This window comes from Tuberibacillus sp. Marseille-P3662, assembly GCF_900178005.1.
Lineage (GTDB): Bacteria > Bacillota > Bacilli > Bacillales > Sporolactobacillaceae > Marseille-P3662.
The window spans coordinates 193,111-210,473 of the sequence record NZ_FXBS01000003.1; the positions used below are offsets into that span (position 1 = coordinate 193,111).

10 protein-coding genes, 18 tRNA genes and 3 rRNA genes are annotated in these 17,363 nt (G+C 46.0%); 27 read left to right on the forward strand and 4 right to left on the reverse strand.

Annotated features, from left to right (window positions below):
• The first annotated feature begins 118 nt into the window (after window positions 1–118).
• The 5 genes from B9Y89_RS02370 (at window position 119) to perR (ending at window position 3,829) form a co-directional block, all read left to right on the forward strand.
• Complete coding sequence (locus B9Y89_RS02370; RefSeq protein ID WP_085521210.1) at window positions 119–1,114, forward strand: zinc-binding dehydrogenase; 996 nt, start codon at window positions 119–121, stop codon at window positions 1,112–1,114.
• 18 nt (window positions 1,115–1,132) lie between these two features.
• Window positions 1,133–1,603: a thioredoxin-dependent thiol peroxidase gene (bcp, locus tag B9Y89_RS02375; protein ID WP_085521212.1), complete on the forward strand. Its 471-nt coding sequence runs from the start codon at window positions 1,133–1,135 to the stop codon at window positions 1,601–1,603.
• A gap of 157 nt (window positions 1,604–1,760) precedes the next feature.
• Window positions 1,761–2,711: a D-2-hydroxyacid dehydrogenase gene (locus B9Y89_RS02380; RefSeq protein ID WP_085521214.1), complete on the forward strand. Its 951-nt coding sequence runs from the start codon at window positions 1,761–1,763 to the stop codon at window positions 2,709–2,711.
• A gap of 2 nt (window positions 2,712–2,713) precedes the next feature.
• Window positions 2,714–3,265 (forward strand): cob(I)yrinic acid a,c-diamide adenosyltransferase, encoded by a 552-nt coding sequence (locus B9Y89_RS02385; RefSeq protein WP_085521216.1) that lies wholly within the window; start codon window positions 2,714–2,716, stop codon window positions 3,263–3,265.
• A gap of 117 nt (window positions 3,266–3,382) precedes the next feature.
• The gene (gene perR, locus B9Y89_RS02390; protein ID WP_085521599.1) at window positions 3,383–3,829 is read left to right on the forward strand and encodes a peroxide-responsive transcriptional repressor PerR; all 447 of its coding nucleotides are present in this window, start codon (window positions 3,383–3,385) and stop codon (window positions 3,827–3,829) included.
• 25 nt (window positions 3,830–3,854) lie between these two features.
• Here perR and B9Y89_RS02395 read toward each other — a convergent pair whose 3' ends face one another.
• Window positions 3,855–4,226 (reverse strand): DUF2614 family zinc ribbon-containing protein, encoded by a 372-nt coding sequence (locus B9Y89_RS02395; RefSeq protein WP_085521218.1) that lies wholly within the window; start codon window positions 4,224–4,226, stop codon window positions 3,855–3,857.
• Window positions 4,227–4,764: 538 nt separating this feature from the next.
• Here B9Y89_RS02395 and B9Y89_RS02400 point away from each other — a divergent pair.
• From B9Y89_RS02400 to B9Y89_RS02505, 22 genes are all read left to right on the forward strand, one after another.
• Window positions 4,765–6,312, forward strand: a 16S ribosomal RNA gene (locus tag B9Y89_RS02400).
• 146 nt (window positions 6,313–6,458) lie between these two features.
• A tRNA-Ile gene (locus B9Y89_RS02405) sits at window positions 6,459–6,535 on the forward strand.
• A gap of 6 nt (window positions 6,536–6,541) precedes the next feature.
• Window positions 6,542–6,617: transfer RNA gene (locus B9Y89_RS02410), tRNA-Ala, on the forward strand.
• Window positions 6,618–6,741: 124 nt separating this feature from the next.
• Window positions 6,742–9,665: ribosomal RNA gene (locus tag B9Y89_RS02415) — 23S ribosomal RNA — on the forward strand.
• Window positions 9,666–9,755: 90 nt separating this feature from the next.
• Window positions 9,756–9,871 (forward strand): 5S ribosomal RNA (rrf, locus tag B9Y89_RS02420).
• The 16S, 23S and 5S rRNA genes sit together here with 18 tRNA genes alongside, the layout of an rRNA operon.
• Window positions 9,872–9,882: 11 nt before the next feature.
• A tRNA-Asn gene (locus B9Y89_RS02425) sits at window positions 9,883–9,957 on the forward strand.
• 5 nt (window positions 9,958–9,962) lie between these two features.
• Window positions 9,963–10,052, forward strand: a tRNA-Ser gene (locus tag B9Y89_RS02430).
• Window positions 10,053–10,067: 15 nt separating this feature from the next.
• Window positions 10,068–10,142: transfer RNA gene (locus tag B9Y89_RS02435), tRNA-Glu, on the forward strand.
• 65 nt (window positions 10,143–10,207) lie between these two features.
• A tRNA-Val gene (locus B9Y89_RS02440) sits at window positions 10,208–10,283 on the forward strand.
• A 191-nt stretch (window positions 10,284–10,474) separates the two neighbouring features.
• A tRNA-Met gene (locus tag B9Y89_RS02445) sits at window positions 10,475–10,551 on the forward strand.
• Window positions 10,552–10,571: 20 nt separating this feature from the next.
• Window positions 10,572–10,647 (forward strand) — tRNA-Asp (locus tag B9Y89_RS02450).
• A gap of 20 nt (window positions 10,648–10,667) precedes the next feature.
• A tRNA-Phe gene (locus B9Y89_RS02455) sits at window positions 10,668–10,743 on the forward strand.
• Window positions 10,744–10,752: 9 nt separating this feature from the next.
• Window positions 10,753–10,826, forward strand: a tRNA-Thr gene (locus B9Y89_RS02460).
• Window positions 10,827–10,877: 51 nt separating this feature from the next.
• Window positions 10,878–10,963: transfer RNA gene (locus B9Y89_RS02465), tRNA-Tyr, on the forward strand.
• Between the two features lie 7 nt (window positions 10,964–10,970).
• A tRNA-Trp gene (locus B9Y89_RS02470) sits at window positions 10,971–11,044 on the forward strand.
• 13 nt (window positions 11,045–11,057) lie between these two features.
• Window positions 11,058–11,134: transfer RNA gene (locus tag B9Y89_RS02475), tRNA-His, on the forward strand.
• A gap of 6 nt (window positions 11,135–11,140) precedes the next feature.
• Window positions 11,141–11,215, forward strand: a tRNA-Gln gene (locus B9Y89_RS02480).
• A gap of 4 nt (window positions 11,216–11,219) precedes the next feature.
• Window positions 11,220–11,294, forward strand: a tRNA-Gly gene (locus B9Y89_RS02485).
• Window positions 11,295–11,317: 23 nt separating this feature from the next.
• Window positions 11,318–11,392: transfer RNA gene (locus B9Y89_RS02490), tRNA-Cys, on the forward strand.
• A gap of 37 nt (window positions 11,393–11,429) precedes the next feature.
• Window positions 11,430–11,519, forward strand: a tRNA-Leu gene (locus B9Y89_RS02495).
• Between the two features lie 3 nt (window positions 11,520–11,522).
• Window positions 11,523–11,603: transfer RNA gene (locus B9Y89_RS02500), tRNA-Leu, on the forward strand.
• A 263-nt stretch (window positions 11,604–11,866) separates the two neighbouring features.
• Window positions 11,867–12,247, forward strand: coding sequence for a hypothetical protein (locus B9Y89_RS02505; protein ID WP_085521220.1), 381 nt, complete (start codon window positions 11,867–11,869; stop codon window positions 12,245–12,247).
• A 74-nt stretch (window positions 12,248–12,321) separates the two neighbouring features.
• On the opposite strand, the gene B9Y89_RS02510 is transcribed toward B9Y89_RS02505, so the two are convergent.
• The 3 genes from B9Y89_RS02510 to B9Y89_RS02520 all read right to left on the reverse strand — a co-directional run bounded on the left by B9Y89_RS02510 (window position 12,322) and on the right by B9Y89_RS02520 (window position 17,282).
• Complete coding sequence (locus B9Y89_RS02510) at window positions 12,322–12,528, reverse strand: hypothetical protein (protein WP_085521221.1); 207 nt, start codon at window positions 12,526–12,528, stop codon at window positions 12,322–12,324.
• An 84-nt stretch (window positions 12,529–12,612) separates the two neighbouring features.
• Window positions 12,613–13,404: an EcsC family protein gene (locus B9Y89_RS02515; RefSeq protein ID WP_085521223.1), complete on the reverse strand. Its 792-nt coding sequence runs from the start codon at window positions 13,402–13,404 to the stop codon at window positions 12,613–12,615.
• A 203-nt stretch (window positions 13,405–13,607) separates the two neighbouring features.
• Window positions 13,608–17,282, reverse strand: a complete 3,675-nt coding sequence (locus B9Y89_RS02520; protein ID WP_085521225.1) for a dynamin family protein — start codon at window positions 17,280–17,282, stop codon at window positions 13,608–13,610.
• Between the last annotated feature and the right edge of the window lie 81 nt (window positions 17,283–17,363).

Consider the following 17,363-nt stretch of genomic DNA (forward strand, 5'->3'; position numbering starts at 1 on the left):
ACGGGTATAAGGTGTCATGATTGAGAAGTTGACGAAGTTTTGAGAAAATGAGAGTAAACACTAGCATATTTTGTGCGTCGCGACGTAGTCGCAATGACTGTAAAGGGAGTGATTTATAATGAAAGCAATTGTACATAATGGAGAGTCTGGTTACGCGGGCTTAGAATATTCCAATACACAACAACCGGAAGTCAAGAAGAATGAAGTAAGAGTCCGATTAAAGGCAGCTGGTTTAAATCATCGTGATTTGTTCGTCTTAAATCGGCACACGACAGAACATCCGCCACTGGTTATTGGATCTGACGGCGCCGGCGTTATCGAATCTGTAGGGACTGGTGTGGGACATGTGCACCCAGGGGATGATGTTGTTATCATTCCAAGTCTAGGTTGGAATGAGAAAAGTGACGCACCTCCGAAAGGATTTGAAATTCTTGGCTTTCCTGATAACGGGACATTTGCTGAATATGTTACCGTACCCGCTGACAATGTCGTGAAAAAACCCGCTTACCTTGAGTGGGATGAAGCCGGTGTCCTTCCATTGGGGGCATTAACCGCCTATCGGGCTCTTGTTACCCGGGCCGAGATTCAAGATGGACAGACCGTTTTTATTCCTGGGATTGGCAGCGGTGTTGCAACTTATTTGCTCCAGTTTGCCAAAGCTAAGGGGGCCCGCGTCATTGTTACTTCTCGTCATCCAGAAAAGTTGGCTCAAGCTGTGGAAATAGGAGCCGATTTGGCCATTAATACGAATGATGATTGGGCTGAAGCTTTACAAGACGAGGAAATCGACATCGTTATTGATAGTGTGGGTGCGGCAACATGGCAACGATCTTTGGAAGTTCTGAAAAAAGGCGGTACGATTGTTGTTTTCGGTGCATCTGCCGGGGATGAAATTACATTGAATCTTCGTGACTTTTTCTATGGTCAATATAATCTGCTTGGTTCAACTATGGGAAGCGGCGAAGAATTCCGAGATATGATTCAATTTATTGAAGCTCATCACATCCGTCCTGTCGTTGATTCTGTGGTGGATTTGCAAGATGTTAAACAAGCTATGGATAAGCTTGAGGACAGTAGTCAATTTGGCAAGCTTGGTATTAAAATTTCTGATTAATTTTAAGGAGGATGACTTATGGTATTAGAGGCAGGCCAAATAGCCCCAGAGTTTACTTTAAAATCAACTAATGGTGAAGATGTTAATCTAGCGGATCTCAAAGGACAAAATGTCGTTTTGTATTTTTACCCAAAAGATATGACACCGGGTTGTACGACAGAAGCGTGTGACTTTCGTGATCAGAACGCCGCATTTAAAGATTTGAACACGGTTGTGCTTGGTGTTAGTCCTGATCCCGTCGAGCAACACCAAAAGTTTACAGAAAAACACGAATTGCCGTTTACACTGTTGGCTGATACCGAACATGACGTTGCAGAAGCCTATGGTGCCTGGCAGCTAAAGAAAAAAGCCGGTAATGAATCTATGGGCATCGTCCGTTCGACTTTTGTTATCGATGAAGACGGTCGTGTTGCAAAGGTCTGGCCGCAAGTTAAGGTTGATGGACACGTTGATGAAGTTCTTGAGTATGTTAAAGAAAATTTAGCTTAATATAAATGAGTCACAAGGATATTGAAGGAGCGCTTCCCCGCTTCGCTAAGTACGACCACATCATTTTTAGCAGGGAAGTCAATCGACGTAGTATAAATGATTGTAGATGGAGTGCGGGGGATAACTCTGCGCTCCTTATCTTTGGGGAGGTTATTTTATGAACGTGGTTACATCAGCTAAAATCAGGCGTGATTTACGCGCAGAGCTTCATCAAGAATTTCCTAGGATTAACTTTTCCTTTCACACATCAATGAATGAAGCGAAGCATGATTTGCAACAGGCCGACATACTTATAACATATGGAGAAGACCTGGATGCTGAAATCATTAACGGTGCCGAACGCTTAAAGTGGATAATGGTCATTTCAGCAGGCGTCGAGAAAATGCCACTAGAAACGATTTTAAATCAAAATATTACCGTAACGAACGCACGGGGGATTCACAAAATACCCATGGCAGAATATACTCTAGGCGTTTTGCTTAAGACAATAAAAAATATGGATACATGGTATGATAATCAACAAGCCCATGTTTGGGATCGTTCGGTAACAATGTCTGAATTGGCTGGAAAAACAATGACTATTATTGGCCCCGGGGCAATCGGCGGTGAGGTGGCCCGTCTTGCCAAAGCATTTCGCATGAATACCCTCGGGATTAACCGTACAGGAAAATCAGCTAATCATATTGATGAAATGTATAAGATGCAACAAATGATAAAACCATTGCAGGCGGCTGATTTTGTTGTGTCCATTCTTCCTTACACTAGCGAAACCGAACAACTGATAACTAAGACACAGTTTGAAGGAATGAAGTCATCGGCTATATTCATTAATATTGGCCGCGGACAAACAGTCCGTCAAGCTGATTTGCTTGAGGCCCTTAACGAAGGGGACATTGCTCATGCTGTGCTAGATGTTTTTGAAGAGGAACCTTTAGATGCTGAGCATCCGTTTTGGGCTATGGATCAGGTTACCATCACCCCTCATTTTTCGGCGATAACATCACAGTATCAGCCACGGGCCATTGATATTTTCAAACGTAATTTGCGAAAATATATCAATGGTGAACGAGATTTCGTTAACTGGGTTGATATGAATAGGGGGTATTAATCGTGCGTGTGTATACAAGATCTGGAGACAAAGGAACGACATCACTCATTTACGGAAAACGGGTAAGAAAAGACGATGTGCGAGTCGATGCATACGGAACATGTGATGAAGCCAATTCAATGATTGGAATGGCCGTCAGTCATTTAGGCGGGGTCCAGTTTTCAGGAAAAGATGCGTTTATTAACGTAATGAATCAAATACAAACCATTCTGTTTCATGTAGGATCCGAATTGGCAACACCACCGGATAAAGATGTGTATTGGCAGCTAACTAAGGAGCATGTTGATGCTCTAGAAACCTATATTGATGAATGGGACCAACATCTAAAGCCGTTAAAACAGTTCATTCTTCCTGGAGGTAGTTCTGCGGGGGCGGGACTGCATGTGGCAAGAACCATTGTTAGAAGAGCGGAACGTTTAGCTGTTCAATTAGATGATACTAATCCGCTTGTTTTGTCCTACCTGAATCGACTATCGGATCTTTTGTTCGTAGCTGGTCGTTATGTCAATTCTAAGCTTAATTTTGATGAACCCGTATTGCATAAAGATTTATAGGTAATGATTAACAGGTGCACTAAATTGACACCACGCAGCCATTCAATGTAAACTGAATATAATAAATTATAAAGATTATAAAGTAATAATAAATCTTTGAAAGAGAGGTGCATGGCGATGGCTGAAGAGGAACTACGGGAAGCCATTGATTCGCTTAAGCAATCAGGCGTCCGAATCACACCTCAGCGTCATGCCATACTTGAGTATTTAATCACATCCATGACCCATCCAACCGCAGATGATATTTATAAAGCTTTGGAGTCCAAATTCCCAAATATGAGTGTCGCTACAGTATATAATAATTTAAGGGTCTTTAAGAAATCAGGTCTCGTTAAAGAATTGACCTATGGTGATTCCTCAAGCCGGTTCGATTACGCATCATCTGATCACTATCATGTGATATGCAATACCTGTGGCAAGATTGTTGATTTTCACTATCCCGGACTTGATGAAGTTGAACATTTAGCAGAACATGTGACAGGATTTAATATTGGTAAGCACAGAATGGAAGTATACGGTGTTTGCCCAGATTGTCAGGAAAATCATAAGCCAGTAAAAAGCTGAGTCCGGAATGGTCGGACTCAGCTTTTTAAGTATTATGGGGATGTTCCTTTTGGTAACTTCTCCTATTATACTTTGGATCAAAAGGTTGACCTTCTAGGTTGCGGTCAACAGTCAGCGGTTCATTACAACTCATACATAGGTCAACCTTGCCTAATATCTTCGTAGGCTTCCCGCAATTCGGGCATTGAACTTGAATCGTTTTTGTCGATAGCATGCCGACCCAGAGATAAATACCGGAACTCAAAATGACAGCGATAAAACCTATGACCATAAAAGTACTCATTAGGGCAAAATTTGATTTAAAATATAAGGCTAAATACATGATTCCAATTCCCGCAAAGACAAGTATCATTGCGAAGGTTCGGAATTTGTTGATTTTGCTCATTTTCTTTAACATAAGACAACCTCCTATTCCAAAGTATAGCACATGATCTTGTTGTTAAGACAGACAAAAAACATATTGACGCCAAGATACTATAATGGTACATTATATTCCGCACCACAGATAGCTAGGTAACAACAAAAATTATTTTAATAAAAGTTGTTGACGTTACCCAAAAAAGTTGTTAATATAACTATTGTCGCTTTTTCGCGACGGAACTTGTAAATTAAATTGATGATAAGCTCTTGACAAAAAGGTTGAGATCTTGTTAATTTATAAAAGTTGTTTTTTGAACAGCAGATAAGATATCAAACAAAGTTATTGACACGCTCAATTGCCTCTGATATAATGATAAGCGTCGCTTTCAACCGAAAGTGTCATTCGCAAAAAAGTTGTTGACATCACAATCGGAGCTTGATATAATATAAAGGTCGCTTTGATGAGCAACAACATAAGTGAACGAATGGATTGCTCTTTGAAAACTAAACAAAACTCAAGCGCTGTTTGAAAGGAACCTCTTTTCAAACATAGCCAAGGGTCAAACGCAACAACTTTTATGGAGAGTTTGATCCTGGCTCAGGACGAACGCTGGCGGCGTGCCTAATACATGCAAGTCGAGCGCGAGATATTCTATGATCTCTTCGGAGTGATTAGGATGGATCGAGCGGCGGACGGGTGAGTAACACGTGGGTAACCTGCCTGTAAGCTCGGAATAACCCCGGGAAACCGGAGCTAATGCCGAATGTGATCATCGCACCGCATGGTGCGATGAATAAAGACGGCTTTGTCGTCACTTACAGAGGGGCCCGCGGCGCATTAGCTTGTTGGTGAGGTTAAAGCTTACCAAGGCGACGATGCGTAGCCGACCTGAGAGGGTGATCGGCCACACTGGGACTGAGACACGGCCCAGACTCCTACGGGAGGCAGCAGTAGGGAATCATCCGCAATGGACGAAAGTCTGACGGTGCAACGCCGCGTGAGTGATGAAGGTCTTCGGATCGTAAAGCTCTGTTGTCAGCGAAGAACAGGTGCCATAGGTAATGATGGCGCTTTGACGGTATCTGACCAGAAAGCCCCGGCTAACTACGTGCCAGCAGCCGCGGTAATACGTAGGGGGCAAGCGTTGTCCGGAATTATTGGGCGTAAAGCGCGCGCAGGCGGCTTCTTAAGTCTGATGTGAAAGCCCGTGGCTCAACCACGGAGGGGCATTGGAAACTGGGGAGCTTGAGTACAGGAGAGGAGAGCGGAATTCCACGTGTAGCGGTGAAATGCGTAGAGATGTGGAGGAACACCAGTGGCGAAAGCGGCTCTCTGGCCTGTAACTGACGCTGAGGCGCGAAAGCGTGGGGAGCGAACAGGATTAGATACCCTGGTAGTCCACGCCGTAAACGATGAGTGCTAGGTGTTAGGGGGGTCCAACCCCTTAGTGCTGAAGTTAACACATTAAGCACTCCGCCTGGGGAGTACGACCGCAAGGTTGAAACTCAAAGGAATTGACGGGGGCCCGCACAAGCAGTGGAGCATGTGGTTTAATTCGAAGCAACGCGAAGAACCTTACCAGGTCTTGACATCCTCTGACAACCCTAGAGATAGGGCGTTCCCCTTCGGGGGACAGAGTGACAGGTGGTGCATGGTTGTCGTCAGCTCGTGTCGTGAGATGTTGGGTTAAGTCCCGCAACGAGCGCAACCCCTAATCTTAGTTGCCAGCATTCAGTTGGGCACTCTAAGGTGACTGCCGGTGACAAACCGGAGGAAGGTGGGGATGACGTCAAATCATCATGCCCCTTATGACCTGGGCAACACACGTGCTACAATGGGCGGCACAACGGGCAGCGAAACCGCGAGGTTCAGCGAATCCCTTAAAGCCGCTCTCAGTTCGGATTGTAGGCTGCAACTCGCCTGCATGAAGCCGGAATTGCTAGTAATCGCGGATCAGCATGCCGCGGTGAATCCGTTCCCGGGCCTTGTACACACCGCCCGTCACACCACGAGAGTCCGCAACACCCGAAGTCGGCTTCGGCCGCCGAAGGTGGGGCGAATGATTGGGGTGAAGTCGTAACAAGGTAGCCGTATCGGAAGGTGCGGCTGGATCACCTCCTTTCTAAGGATATAAGAACGATACATGGACTCGCATTTGCGAGCCGAACCTACCGACAGATTGTCGGTGATGATCCTTGACTATGCTTCAGCGCTTGATGAGTTTTGTTTGGTTTTGAGAGAGGAATCTCTCGTTCCCAATGGAAATATGGGCCTGTAGCTCAGTCGGTTAGAGCGCACGCCTGATAAGCGTGAGGTCGGTAGTTCGAGTCTACTCAGGCCCACCATGAATTGGGGCCTTAGCTCAGCTGGGAGAGCGCCTGCTTTGCACGCAGGAGGTCAGCGGTTCGATCCCGCTAGGCTCCACCATATTTCTTATTTGGAAATAATAATCTATTGTGTGTTTATACATTATTTGTTAATATGCATAATAGAATTGATGATATTGAACCTTGAGAACTGGATAACGAAGGTAGAAACAAAGCATCTCATAGGTTAAGCTATGAAGAGCGCACGGTGGATGCCTTGGCACTAGGAGCCGATGAAGGACGGGACGAACACCGATATGCTCCGGTAAGCTGTAAGTAGGCTTTGACCCGGAGATTTCCGAATGGGGCAACCCGCGACCCTGAACGGGTCGTATTCATATCTGAATTCATAGGGTATGAAAGGCACACCTGGGGAACTGAAACATCTTAGTACCCAGAGGAAGAGAAAGCAAACGCGATTCCCTGAGTAGTGGCGAGCGAAACGGGACCAGCCCAAACCAAGAGCGCGGCTCTTGGGGTTGTAGGACACACCATCACNGGGGCGTCGGTATAGATGAATCGGCTTGGAACAGCCAGCCAAAGAAGGTAATAGCCCTGTAATCGACATGCCGGATGACACGGGTGTGGATCCTGAGTACGGCGGGACACGAGAAACCCCGTCGGAAGCTGGGAGGACCATCTCCCAAGGCTGAATACTCCCTAGTGACCGATAGTGAACCAGTACCGTGAGGGAAAGGTGAAAAGCACCCCGGAAGGGGAGTGAAAGAGAACCTGAAACCGTGTGCTTACAAGTAGTCGTAGTCCCCTTCGGGGGATGACGGCGTACCTTTTGTAGAATGGACCGGCGAGTTGCGATCACAAGCAAGGTTAAGCTGAAGAGGCGGAGCCGCAGCGAAAGCGAGTCTGAACAGGGCGTATGAGTTTGTGGTTGCAGACCCGAAACCGATGTGATCTACCCATGGCCAGGGTGAAGTCCAGGTAACACTGGATGGAGGCCCGAACCCACGTATGTTGAAAAATGCGGGGATGAGCGGTGGGTAGCGGTGAAATTCCAATCGAACTCGGAGATAGCTGGTTCTCCCCGAAATAGCTTTAGGGCTAGCCTCGAGGGAAGAGTCTTGGAGGTAGAGCACTGATTGAGTGCGGGGTCCTCACCGGATTACCAAATTCAGTCAAACTCCGAATGCCAAAGACTTAGCCTCGGGAGTCAGGCTGCGAGTGATAAGATCCGTAGCCGAGAGGGAAACAGCCCAGACCACCAGCTAAGGTCCCTAAGTATACGTTAAGTGGCAAAGGATGTGGCGTTGCCCAGACAACCAGGATGTTGGCTTAGAAGCAGCCATCATTGAAAGAGTGCGTAATAGCTCACTGGTCGAGTGGCGCTGCGCCGAAAATGTAACGGGGCTAAACGTATCACCGAAGCTGTGGATGACGTTGTCATGGTAGGGGAGCGTTCTAAGGGCATTGAAGTCAGACCGGAAGGTCTGTTGGAGCGCTTAGAAGTGAGAATGCCGGTATGAGTAGCGAAAAGAAGGGTGAGAATCCCTTCCGTCGAAAGCCTAAGGGTTCCTGAGGAAGGTTCGTCCGCTCAGGGTTAGTCGGGGCCTAAGCTGAGGCCGCAAGGCGTAGGCGATGGACAACAGGTTGAAATTCCTGTACCACCTGCCGCCGTCCGAGTGACGGGGGGACGCAGGAAGGCAAGGCCAGCGCACGGATGGAAGCGTGCGTTCAAGCCGTAAGGCTGATGGTGAGGCAAATCCCGCCATCTTATAGCCAAGCGGTGATGAGGAGGGAATTTAAGTACCGAAGGGCCTGTACCTACACTGCCAAGAAAAGCCTCTAGCGAGGCGGTAGGTGCCCGTACCCAGAACCAACACAGGTAGGCGAGGAGAGCATCCTAAGACGCTCGGGAGAACTCTCGTTAAGGAACTCGGCAAAATGACCCCGTAACTTTGGGAGAAGGGGTGCTCGTCCGGGTGATGAGCCTGGATGAGCCGCAGTGAAAAGATCCAAGCGACTGTTTACCAAAAACACAGGTCTCTGCTAAACCGAAAGGTGACGTATAGGGGCTGACACCTGCCCGGTGCTGGAAGGTTAAGAGGAGCTGTTATCCCTTTCGGGAGAAGCAGCGAATCGAAGCCCCAGTAAACGGCGGCCGTAACTATAACGGTCCTAAGGTAGCGAAATTCCTTGTCGGGTAAGTTCCGACCCGCACGAAAGGTGCAACGACTTGGATACTGTCTCAACGAGAGACCCGGTGAAATTATAGTACCTGTGAAGATGCAGGTTACCCGCGACAGGACGGAAAGACCCCATGGAGCTTTACTGTAGCTTGATATTGGGTATCGGTATCGTTTGTACAGGATAGGTAGGAGCCAGAGAAACCGGAGCGCCAGCTTCGGTGGAGGCACTGGTGGGATACTACCCTGACGATTCGGATATCCTAACCTAGAACCGTGATCCGGTTCGGAGACAGTGTCAGGTGGGCAGTTTGACTGGGGCGGTCGCCTCCTAAAAGGTAACGGAGGCGCCCAAAGGTTCCCTCAGAATGGTTGGAAATCATTCGCAGAGTGCAAAGGCATAAGGGAGCTTGACTGCGAGACCTACAAGTCGAGCAGGGACGAAAGTCGGGCTTAGTGATCCGGTGGCACCGCATGGAAGGGCCATCGCTCAACGGATAAAAGCTACCCTGGGGATAACAGGCTTATCTCCCCCAAGAGTCCACATCGACGGGGAGGTTTGGCACCTCGATGTCGGCTTATCGCATCCTGGGGCTGAAGTTGGTCCCAAGGGTTGGGCTGTTCGCCCATTAAAGCGGTACACGAGCTGGGTTCAGAACGTCGTGAGACAGTTCGGTCCCTATCCGTCGCGGGCGCAGGAAATCTGAGAGGCGCTGTCCTTAGTACGAGAGGACCGGGATGGACACACCGCTGGTGTACCAGTTGTTCCGCCAGGAGCACAGCTGGGTAGCTAAGTGTGGCCGGGATAAGTGCTGAAAGCATCTAAGCATGAAGCCCCCCTCAAGATGAGATTTCCCATGGCGTTAGGCCAGTAAGACCCCTTAGAGATGATGAGGTTGATAGGTCCGGTGTGGACGCGTGGTGACACGTGAAGCTGACGGATACTAATCGGTCGAGGGCTTATCCTAAAAGAGATGCGGTTTCTACTTTCGTTTCTAGCTTTCAATGTTCAATCCATACATATCAGTGTTTTGAACAGAATGAAAAGGAAATATTAGTTTGGTGGTGATGGCGAAGAGGTCACACCCGTTCCCATCCCGAACACGGTCGTTAAGCTCTTCAGCGCCGATGGTAATTGGGGCTTTGCCCCTGTGAGAGTAGGACGCCGCCAAGCTAAATCATTATTCCGCAGTAGCTCAGTGGTAGAGCAATCGGCTGTTAACCGATCGGTCGTAGGTTCGAATCCTACCTGCGGAGCCATATTCGGAGAGCTGTCCGAGTGGTCGAAGGAGCACGATTGGAAATCGTGTGTGCGGTTCCCCGTACCGAGGGTTCGAATCCCTCGCTCTCCGCCATTTAAAATAAGTAAGGGCCCCTTGGTCAAGCGGTTAAGACACCGCCCTTTCACGGCGGTAACACGGGTTCGAGTCCCGTAGGGGTCACCAATAATTACATAAATTAGCTCTTGCAATTCCGAGCAAAATTTAATATAATTATTAATGTGTCTTTTGGAGGATTAGCTCAGCTGGGAGAGCATCTGCCTTACAAGCAGGGGGTCGCAGGTTCGAGCCCTGCATCCTCCACCATAGAATACAAACATTCATTTATAGAAAGTTCTGAGAAATAACATCATCCGTAATCTTTGTAACGACGCGGGGTGGAGCACTCAAGCAAAGCATCGTCGAGTAGACAGCGCTGAGTATTCACGCCGAGATTGAAAAAGTGAATACGAACAATAACTTCTGAGAAATAACATCATCCGTAATCTTTGTAACGACGCGGGGTGGAGCAGTTCGGTAGCTCGTCGGGCTCATAACCCGAAGGTCGCAGGTTCGAATCCTGCCCCCGCAACCACAATATTTATTTTTACATATGGGTCTGTGGTGTAGCGGTTAACATGCCTGCCTGTCACGCAGGAGATCGCGGGTTCGATTCCCGTCAGACCCGCCATTTTATATGCTTAGTATTATGGCTCGATAGCTCAGTCGGTAGAGCAGTGGACTGAAAATCCTCGTGTCGGCGGTTCGATTCCGTCTCGAGCCACCATTTTAAAATGCCGGCCTAGCACAATCTGGCAGTGCAACTGATTTGTAATCAGTAGGTTGGGGGTTCGAGTCCCTCGGCCGGCATTTCACACTTTTTTATAATAATCATATAATATGTATTGATTGACTTAATACGGAGGGATAGCGAAGTGGCTAAACGCGGCGGACTGTAAATCCGCTCCCTTTCGGGTTCGTAGGTTCGAATCCTACTCCCTCCACCACTAACTTAGGGGTATAGTTTAACGGCAGAACAGAGGTCTCCAAAACCTCCGATGTGGGTTCGATTCCTACTACCCCTGCCACTTTAATGTCACGGCGGATGTGGCGAAGTGGTTAACGCATCGGATTGTGGTTCCGACATTTCGTGGGTTCGATCCCCATCATCCGCCCCATAATGATGGCCCATAGCCAAGCGGTAAGGCACCGGTTTTTGGTACCGGGATGCGCTGGTTCGAATCCAGCTGGGCCAGCCATATTGCGGAAGTAGTTCAGCGGTAGAACACCACCTTGCCAAGGTGGGGGTCGCGGGTTCGAATCCCGTCTTCCGCTCCACTTGATCTTATAATTTCCATTTTGGCGGCATAGCCAAGTGGTAAGGCAGGGGTCTGCAAAACCCTTATTCCCCGGTTCGAATCCGGGTGCCGCCTCCAAGTGATAGACAAGCCTTGGAGTGAAAATAAAACTTACGCCGGGGTGGCGGAATTGGCAGACGCACAGGACTTAAAATCCTGGGGAGGGTCTTCCTCCGTGGGGGTTCGAGTCCCCCCCTCGGCACCATACGCCGATGTGGCGGAATTGGCAGACGCGCACGACTCAAAATCGTGTTCCTCTGGAGTGTGGGTTCGACTCCCACCATCGGCACTTATTTTATAAGCGTAATCAAGACGTTTTTGCAAAAGCAAAGGCGTCTTTTTTTGTTTTAAGGGTTTAAAGATTGGAATAAGCCGCAAAATATTTTTCAAACAAAATTGATTGGGTCATGAACAATAACATGCAAATCACTATCATGGATGTCTTACTTACAGGTCCGGTCTTTATATTTTTATTAACAGCTATAGGGATCGTTATTTTTGCCATTATGAAAACCGATCCAAAAATATTAGAAGCAAAAAGAAGGCTGAAAGATGACAATGAAAGTAATTCAAAAGATTCTAATCATTGGGCGGGATAACAAGAGGGCGCCCATAGAGGGCCTATTGCACAAGTTTATTAGTTTTATTAGTATAGTATTAATCTTATTCGGTTTTGGTATCATTTCCATGTACTTCGTTGAGATAAACCGACAATTGTCATATGAACCTAAGGAAGGGCTTTTCCATTCATTAGGTATTCAATATCGATATCCGTTTTTTCTTGCCTTTTTCTCTTTTTTTGTTGCTGCTGTAATGGAAGGAAAAAAGTCAACAGCGACGATTATTTTCGCCTTTATCGGTATTGTCATTTTAACACTAATATTTTTGTTATATTGTGTATTCAATATGTTTGTATTAATGCCTAGATATTAGCATGTTACGTATATTGTGGGTATTACAGAGACAAGGAGTGAATCGTCCCCCTTGTCTCTTTGGCCAGTTAGCTTTTACTCTTCAGAATCGGAATTTTCCACAGATGCTTGGGCACCCATATGTTCTTTATCTTTTTTATAGCCCTTGTCGAGGTGTCCGGCGTTCTCTATATCACCAGACATGTTGTAACCTTCTACTTCAATATTTGCAGTTGTTCCGTATAGTCCCATTCCGTATAGTTCAGCATTAAACTCTTCCGTATTCTTCTTTTCCTTAGCCATGATTTCACCTCCGTATTCGTAATGTCCCCTGTGAGAATAGAGACTATCCTGGTCCGGAGACATTTAAAAAAGGGAATATGGCATTTAATTAGTTCTCTTTAGCCTTTCAAGAATCCTTCGTTTCTTATAGAGCATTCTTCCTGCTTCAGCAACGTCTTCAAGTGTTGATTTATTGACCATCGCCCCGAAAATGATCCCGGCAATAGGGACGAGTTGAAGGAGTTTCTTCCATCCGAAATGATCCCGATAAGTCATGACAACTTCACGCCATCCCTGCAGTTGAGAAGCGGTTTGCTGCTCCTTATTGTCGGAATGAAAGTCACTTAATTCTTCAATGATTGCTTTCTTCCCGACAATATCAGAAGAAGCAAACTGCAGGCATTTGACGATGAAAATGCGTTCGCTTTTATCTTCTGGGTCATAACCATAACAAATGGCGATTTCCTGCAAGGTCTTCAACGATAAACCGAGCAAGGCCGGGATATCGACGGCAAGGGTGAACATGCCGCCGATACCCGTTGTTGCACCTTGAAAAGTAGCAAACTTTGCTCGTGATTGGCCGTAATCTTCAGCAATTGCATCCATCTTTGATAAAGGTAAACGTGCAATGTCATCAGGCGTCTGTACTCCGTTAAATCGTTCCGTGATTCGATTCTTGCTAATCAAATAGCGACCGCCGGATTGAATATAATAACTGAGCTCATCAATGGCTTGCCCGATTTTCTTTTGGATAAATGCCGGTGTCATCTTATCCAAAAGTTTGAAAGGGAGTCGGCCGAGGCGTTCCCAAAACCAAAGTTTTTTCTGGCTGTTTTCCCACTGTTTAATGTGCTTAAGTTCGTTCTCAAGGTACGCTCGCGATTCCCGCTCGGTCACAACGTTCCCTCCATTACTGTATCATCATCTTTAAGCTTCAGTATAAACAAGATTAAAGTGATTCATCCGTTTCCCAATTGACTCTTTTCGTATGGGGTGTTGCTTTTTGACCGCGGTTCCCGCAGGAGTCTACGTATATTCCGGTAACTCATAGCATTTAACATTTTTTCAAGCAACAATCTTTTATAAAACAGTCTCTCAACTTAGAGCAGTCGTTGTAATTGATTTCTCGCTTGATTTAATGTGTCAGTATCAATATCAAGTGATAGTGATGCTTGTAAGCCGTCGAAATACTCGTTGACTTGTAAAGTCGCCTGATCTCGGTTGGCTCTAGCTTGGTCAACAAAGGCATTGACATATTGTTCGTGTAATTGAGCTTTAGCCGTTTCCAAGTCAGATGAAACAAGCGGACGGAATTGTTCTAACAGTGCCTCGCGCATCGTTTCTTTGCCGTTTTGTTCAAAAAACTGTTTAGGGTTTTTGAATAGCTTTAAAGACGACTTGAACTGATCGACATTAACACCTTGCAAACCTTCCTCAAAGTGAGGGGTTGGTATGGCGGCATTTTCCGGTTGTGAAATGGAAGATTGTGAGTGAGCAGTCACGATTTTATCCATGTTAGCAAAAAAGTTCTCATTTTGGTTTGTAACTGCTTTTTCCATTCGTAGCGATGTTGCCCTTAGTTCCTGAGTGAGGTTAAAGCCGACAACTTGGATGAGTTCTTCCATACAGTGTCGTAAAGCCTCTGATTTCACATCATTGGCATTCAATGCCGATGGATTAAATGTCGCTTTAAAGTCATCGCCGAACCGTAGAAATACCCTCTGCTTGACATGGTAGAGCAGCGTATCAAGCTTTTGGTTAATGGCCTGTTCATTTGGTGTCGTATCAAGCTTATTTATTTCAGTGGTGATGGTTTCACAAGCAGTAGTATTAGCTTGCCGCTGCTCCTCACGAACTTGTTCATCGGCGTTCGCTGTTTCGATAAACTGATGGACGGTGTCTAATGCGCGCTTGATATCGCCGTCCGCTGCATCGACAGCCATGTTCGTTAATTCATTAGCTGTAAAGCGGTGAAAGGCTGTCTCAAATTGTGGTAGGCCGGATTGCTCTAAAGTATCCTCGTATCCCTGCTGTTTGCCTGTGAGCGCTAATTGGCTTGAGACTGGAAAAAGCCGCGGCTGACGAATACCGTAGGATACGAGATTGCTTGATACATAACCGACGACATCGTTGACCTCTTCCTTCGATGATGCAAGGTCGGCTGCATTCACGATGAAAAACATTTTATCCATAGCGAATGTGTCCTTAACGCGCCCAAGTTGAATCAAGAATTCGCGATCGGCTTGGGTGAAGGCATGATTATAGTAAGTGACAAATAGTATTGCATCGGCGTTTTTAATGTATTCAAACGCAACGCCAGTATGGCGGGCGTTAACTGAATCAGCTCCGGGAGTATCGACCAATGTGATGCCTTCTTGGGTCAATGGACAATCATAATAGAGGATCGCTTTTTCAACAAAGCACGCTTTGAGTTCATCAGCAACGTATTCACTAAATTCATAGAGATCCACGGTGATGTCCTGACCTAAGAATGGCTCCAGTTGATCTAATCCGCTGGTGACAGCATCAAGAAACGTTGCCTGAGCTTTAGCATCAGCGGAAAGGTTCGTTCGGTTCAAACCTTGGGCAACCGATAATAATTCATGCAGGTTATTGATGGTTGCATTGAAAGGCGAAAGGGCCTGGTTGATATCGGCTGTCATTTGTTCTACTGTTTTAAATGTAATGATGACCGTTCCATGTGGATGCTGTGCGTCGATCGGCATGATTTGGTTAATCGTGGCCGTTGTCGGATTCGGCGATACAGGAAGGACGTTATCCCCCAGCAAGGCATTAGCAAACGATGATTTCCCGGCACTGAATGCCCCGAATAACGATACCGTTAATTGTCGATGTTCATAACGCTCAGCACGATCATACATTCGCTGGGCTGTGTTTTGCAGGCCTTTAATCGATTCAATTATATGTCCAGCCTTGTTCAGACGACTGGCCGCATTTTGCAGTTGGTTTTTGAAATCAGCTTCAATTGGCTGGTCATCTTCATCGATCGTTCCCGGTTCAGCGCTCTGTTGATTGGGGGTTGTATCGTTAATATGACGTTGTTGTTGAATGTCGCTGATCTGGCCCGATATTGCCTTCGGCTGAGTTGTGAGCGTATTGATTAGGTCAGATTGTGTATCTTCATCAATCGATTGGGCACGGCCATCCATAATATCTCTAAGTGTTGCTTCAGAATGTGACATCATAGCATCCAAATTATGAAGGTCATCGAAAGCCTCATATTGTTTTTGAGCTATTTTTATCTCTTGTTCCAGTTGCGTTGCCTCAATCCGCACGTTGTGTTTCAGGCGTTCTCCGGCCTCGTCGAACTTAGTAAGGGCATGACTTTTGTATAGGTCCTTGATCAACTCAATGATTTTATCCCGATATTTTAAAATGTAGTCTCCGCTTACTGTGGCGCCTTCTTGAACTGCATCAGCGAGCATAGCAGATTCAAACGGGACATGCATGTCATATATGGAACGAAAAAATGATTCATCATTGATATCAAAGCGTTTGGCTTCATCGACGAGCAGCTGCTTGACTGTACGATCGAGGGCACCTACTTTTTCAGACAGATTTTCATAAAAAACCTGAAGACGTCGCTGGCGTTCCGTTTCGGTTTTGTTTTTAGAAAAAATGAGCCCCATTTTAAATCCCGGTTGCCTCGATTCTAAATACTCTCTGGCTAACTCCCGTGTCTCATAAGGGAGTAAAATAGCGTTGCCAATCGTTTTGTTTAATTTTAATTTAATGGATGTCTTTAGCTGGTCGGGTTGGGCTTGCAAATCGCGTAATACTGTTTGCTTATGTTCAATCGTTGTTTGCAGAGTTTCTAATTCTTCCTGTGATAAATCTGCAATAATCTGTTCATCATCGTGTCTTTGGTCAGCATAGCGCTGCTTCAATGCATCTATGTGCTCAGCAATTAATTGTTGAGCTGAATTTTGTACATTATTTATAAGAAGCGTATCTTTCTCAGCAAATACATTCTGAAGCCGCTGTTGTAATAGAGAGGATTGATTTTCGGGATGCTCAGGTGCAAGCAATGATGTGTAAAAAATATGCTCAGAATGAATGCCATAATCAGTGAATGACGCCTCAATTCTAGAGCGATAGACATTAAAATCAAGTTCGGCTTCTGAGTGTTTATCGACCTGATTGACAATGAGATCAATGCATTTATTTTGCTCCCCTAGACGTTGTAAAAAATTTGCATTCATTTCAGATTGGACGTGATTATAATCGGTAACATAGACAATCACATCGGCCATATGCAATGCGGATTCCGTCGCAAGCCGGTGGGCGTCATCGGTTGAGTCAATACCAGGTGTGTCCAAAACAGCAACACCTTCAGGAAGACGTGCGCTTGGTGACGTGATATCAACGGACTGAACCGTTTTTCCATCGATAAAATAGTTTTTAATATCGTTCATATCATCCGGATAAGGAATATCCATTGGAGCACCGTCTTGGAAATGGAGACGAATAGAGGCTTCTCCCGACTTGATTTTGACGAGATTGGCACTTGTCGGAATAGGGCTAGAAGGTAGTAAATATTCCCCCAGTAGGTGATTGATCATACTGGATTTTCCAGCCGAGAAATGTCCGCAAAAAGCAATCGTTAATTCGTTATTTGATGTTTTATTAATCAATTCCGCAATTTTGGCGGCTGTTTCACCATCTTTGTTTTGTTGGACCTCATAATAGAGATGAGCAAGTTGGCTGGTTAAAGTGTTGATATCATTGACATTTTTCGATTTGGTTAAAGTCATGTTGATTACCTACTTTACTAATAATTCATTTATTCACCATGATACTAGAAGAGGCGTGTTTCCGCTAGGATAACGATTCAC

Coding starts and splice junctions, on each gene's coding strand:
- B9Y89_RS02370 (WP_085521210.1), top strand. CDS start 119: ATGAAAGCAATTGTACATAATGGAGAGTCTGGTTACGCGGGCTTAGAA.
- bcp (WP_085521212.1), top strand. CDS start 1,133: ATGGTATTAGAGGCAGGCCAAATAGCCCCAGAGTTTACTTTAAAATCA.
- B9Y89_RS02380 (WP_085521214.1), top strand. CDS start 1,761: ATGAACGTGGTTACATCAGCTAAAATCAGGCGTGATTTACGCGCAGAG.
- perR (WP_085521599.1), top strand. CDS start 3,383: ATGGCTGAAGAGGAACTACGGGAAGCCATTGATTCGCTTAAGCAATCA.
- B9Y89_RS02395 (WP_085521218.1), bottom strand. CDS start 4,226: ATGTTAAAGAAAATGAGCAAAATCAACAAATTCCGAACCTTCGCAATG.
- B9Y89_RS02505 (WP_085521220.1), top strand. CDS start 11,867: ATGACAATGAAAGTAATTCAAAAGATTCTAATCATTGGGCGGGATAAC.
- B9Y89_RS02510 (WP_085521221.1), bottom strand. CDS start 12,528: ATGGCTAAGGAAAAGAAGAATACGGAAGAGTTTAATGCTGAACTATAC.
- B9Y89_RS02520 (WP_085521225.1), bottom strand. CDS start 17,282: ATGACTTTAACCAAATCGAAAAATGTCAATGATATCAACACTTTAACC.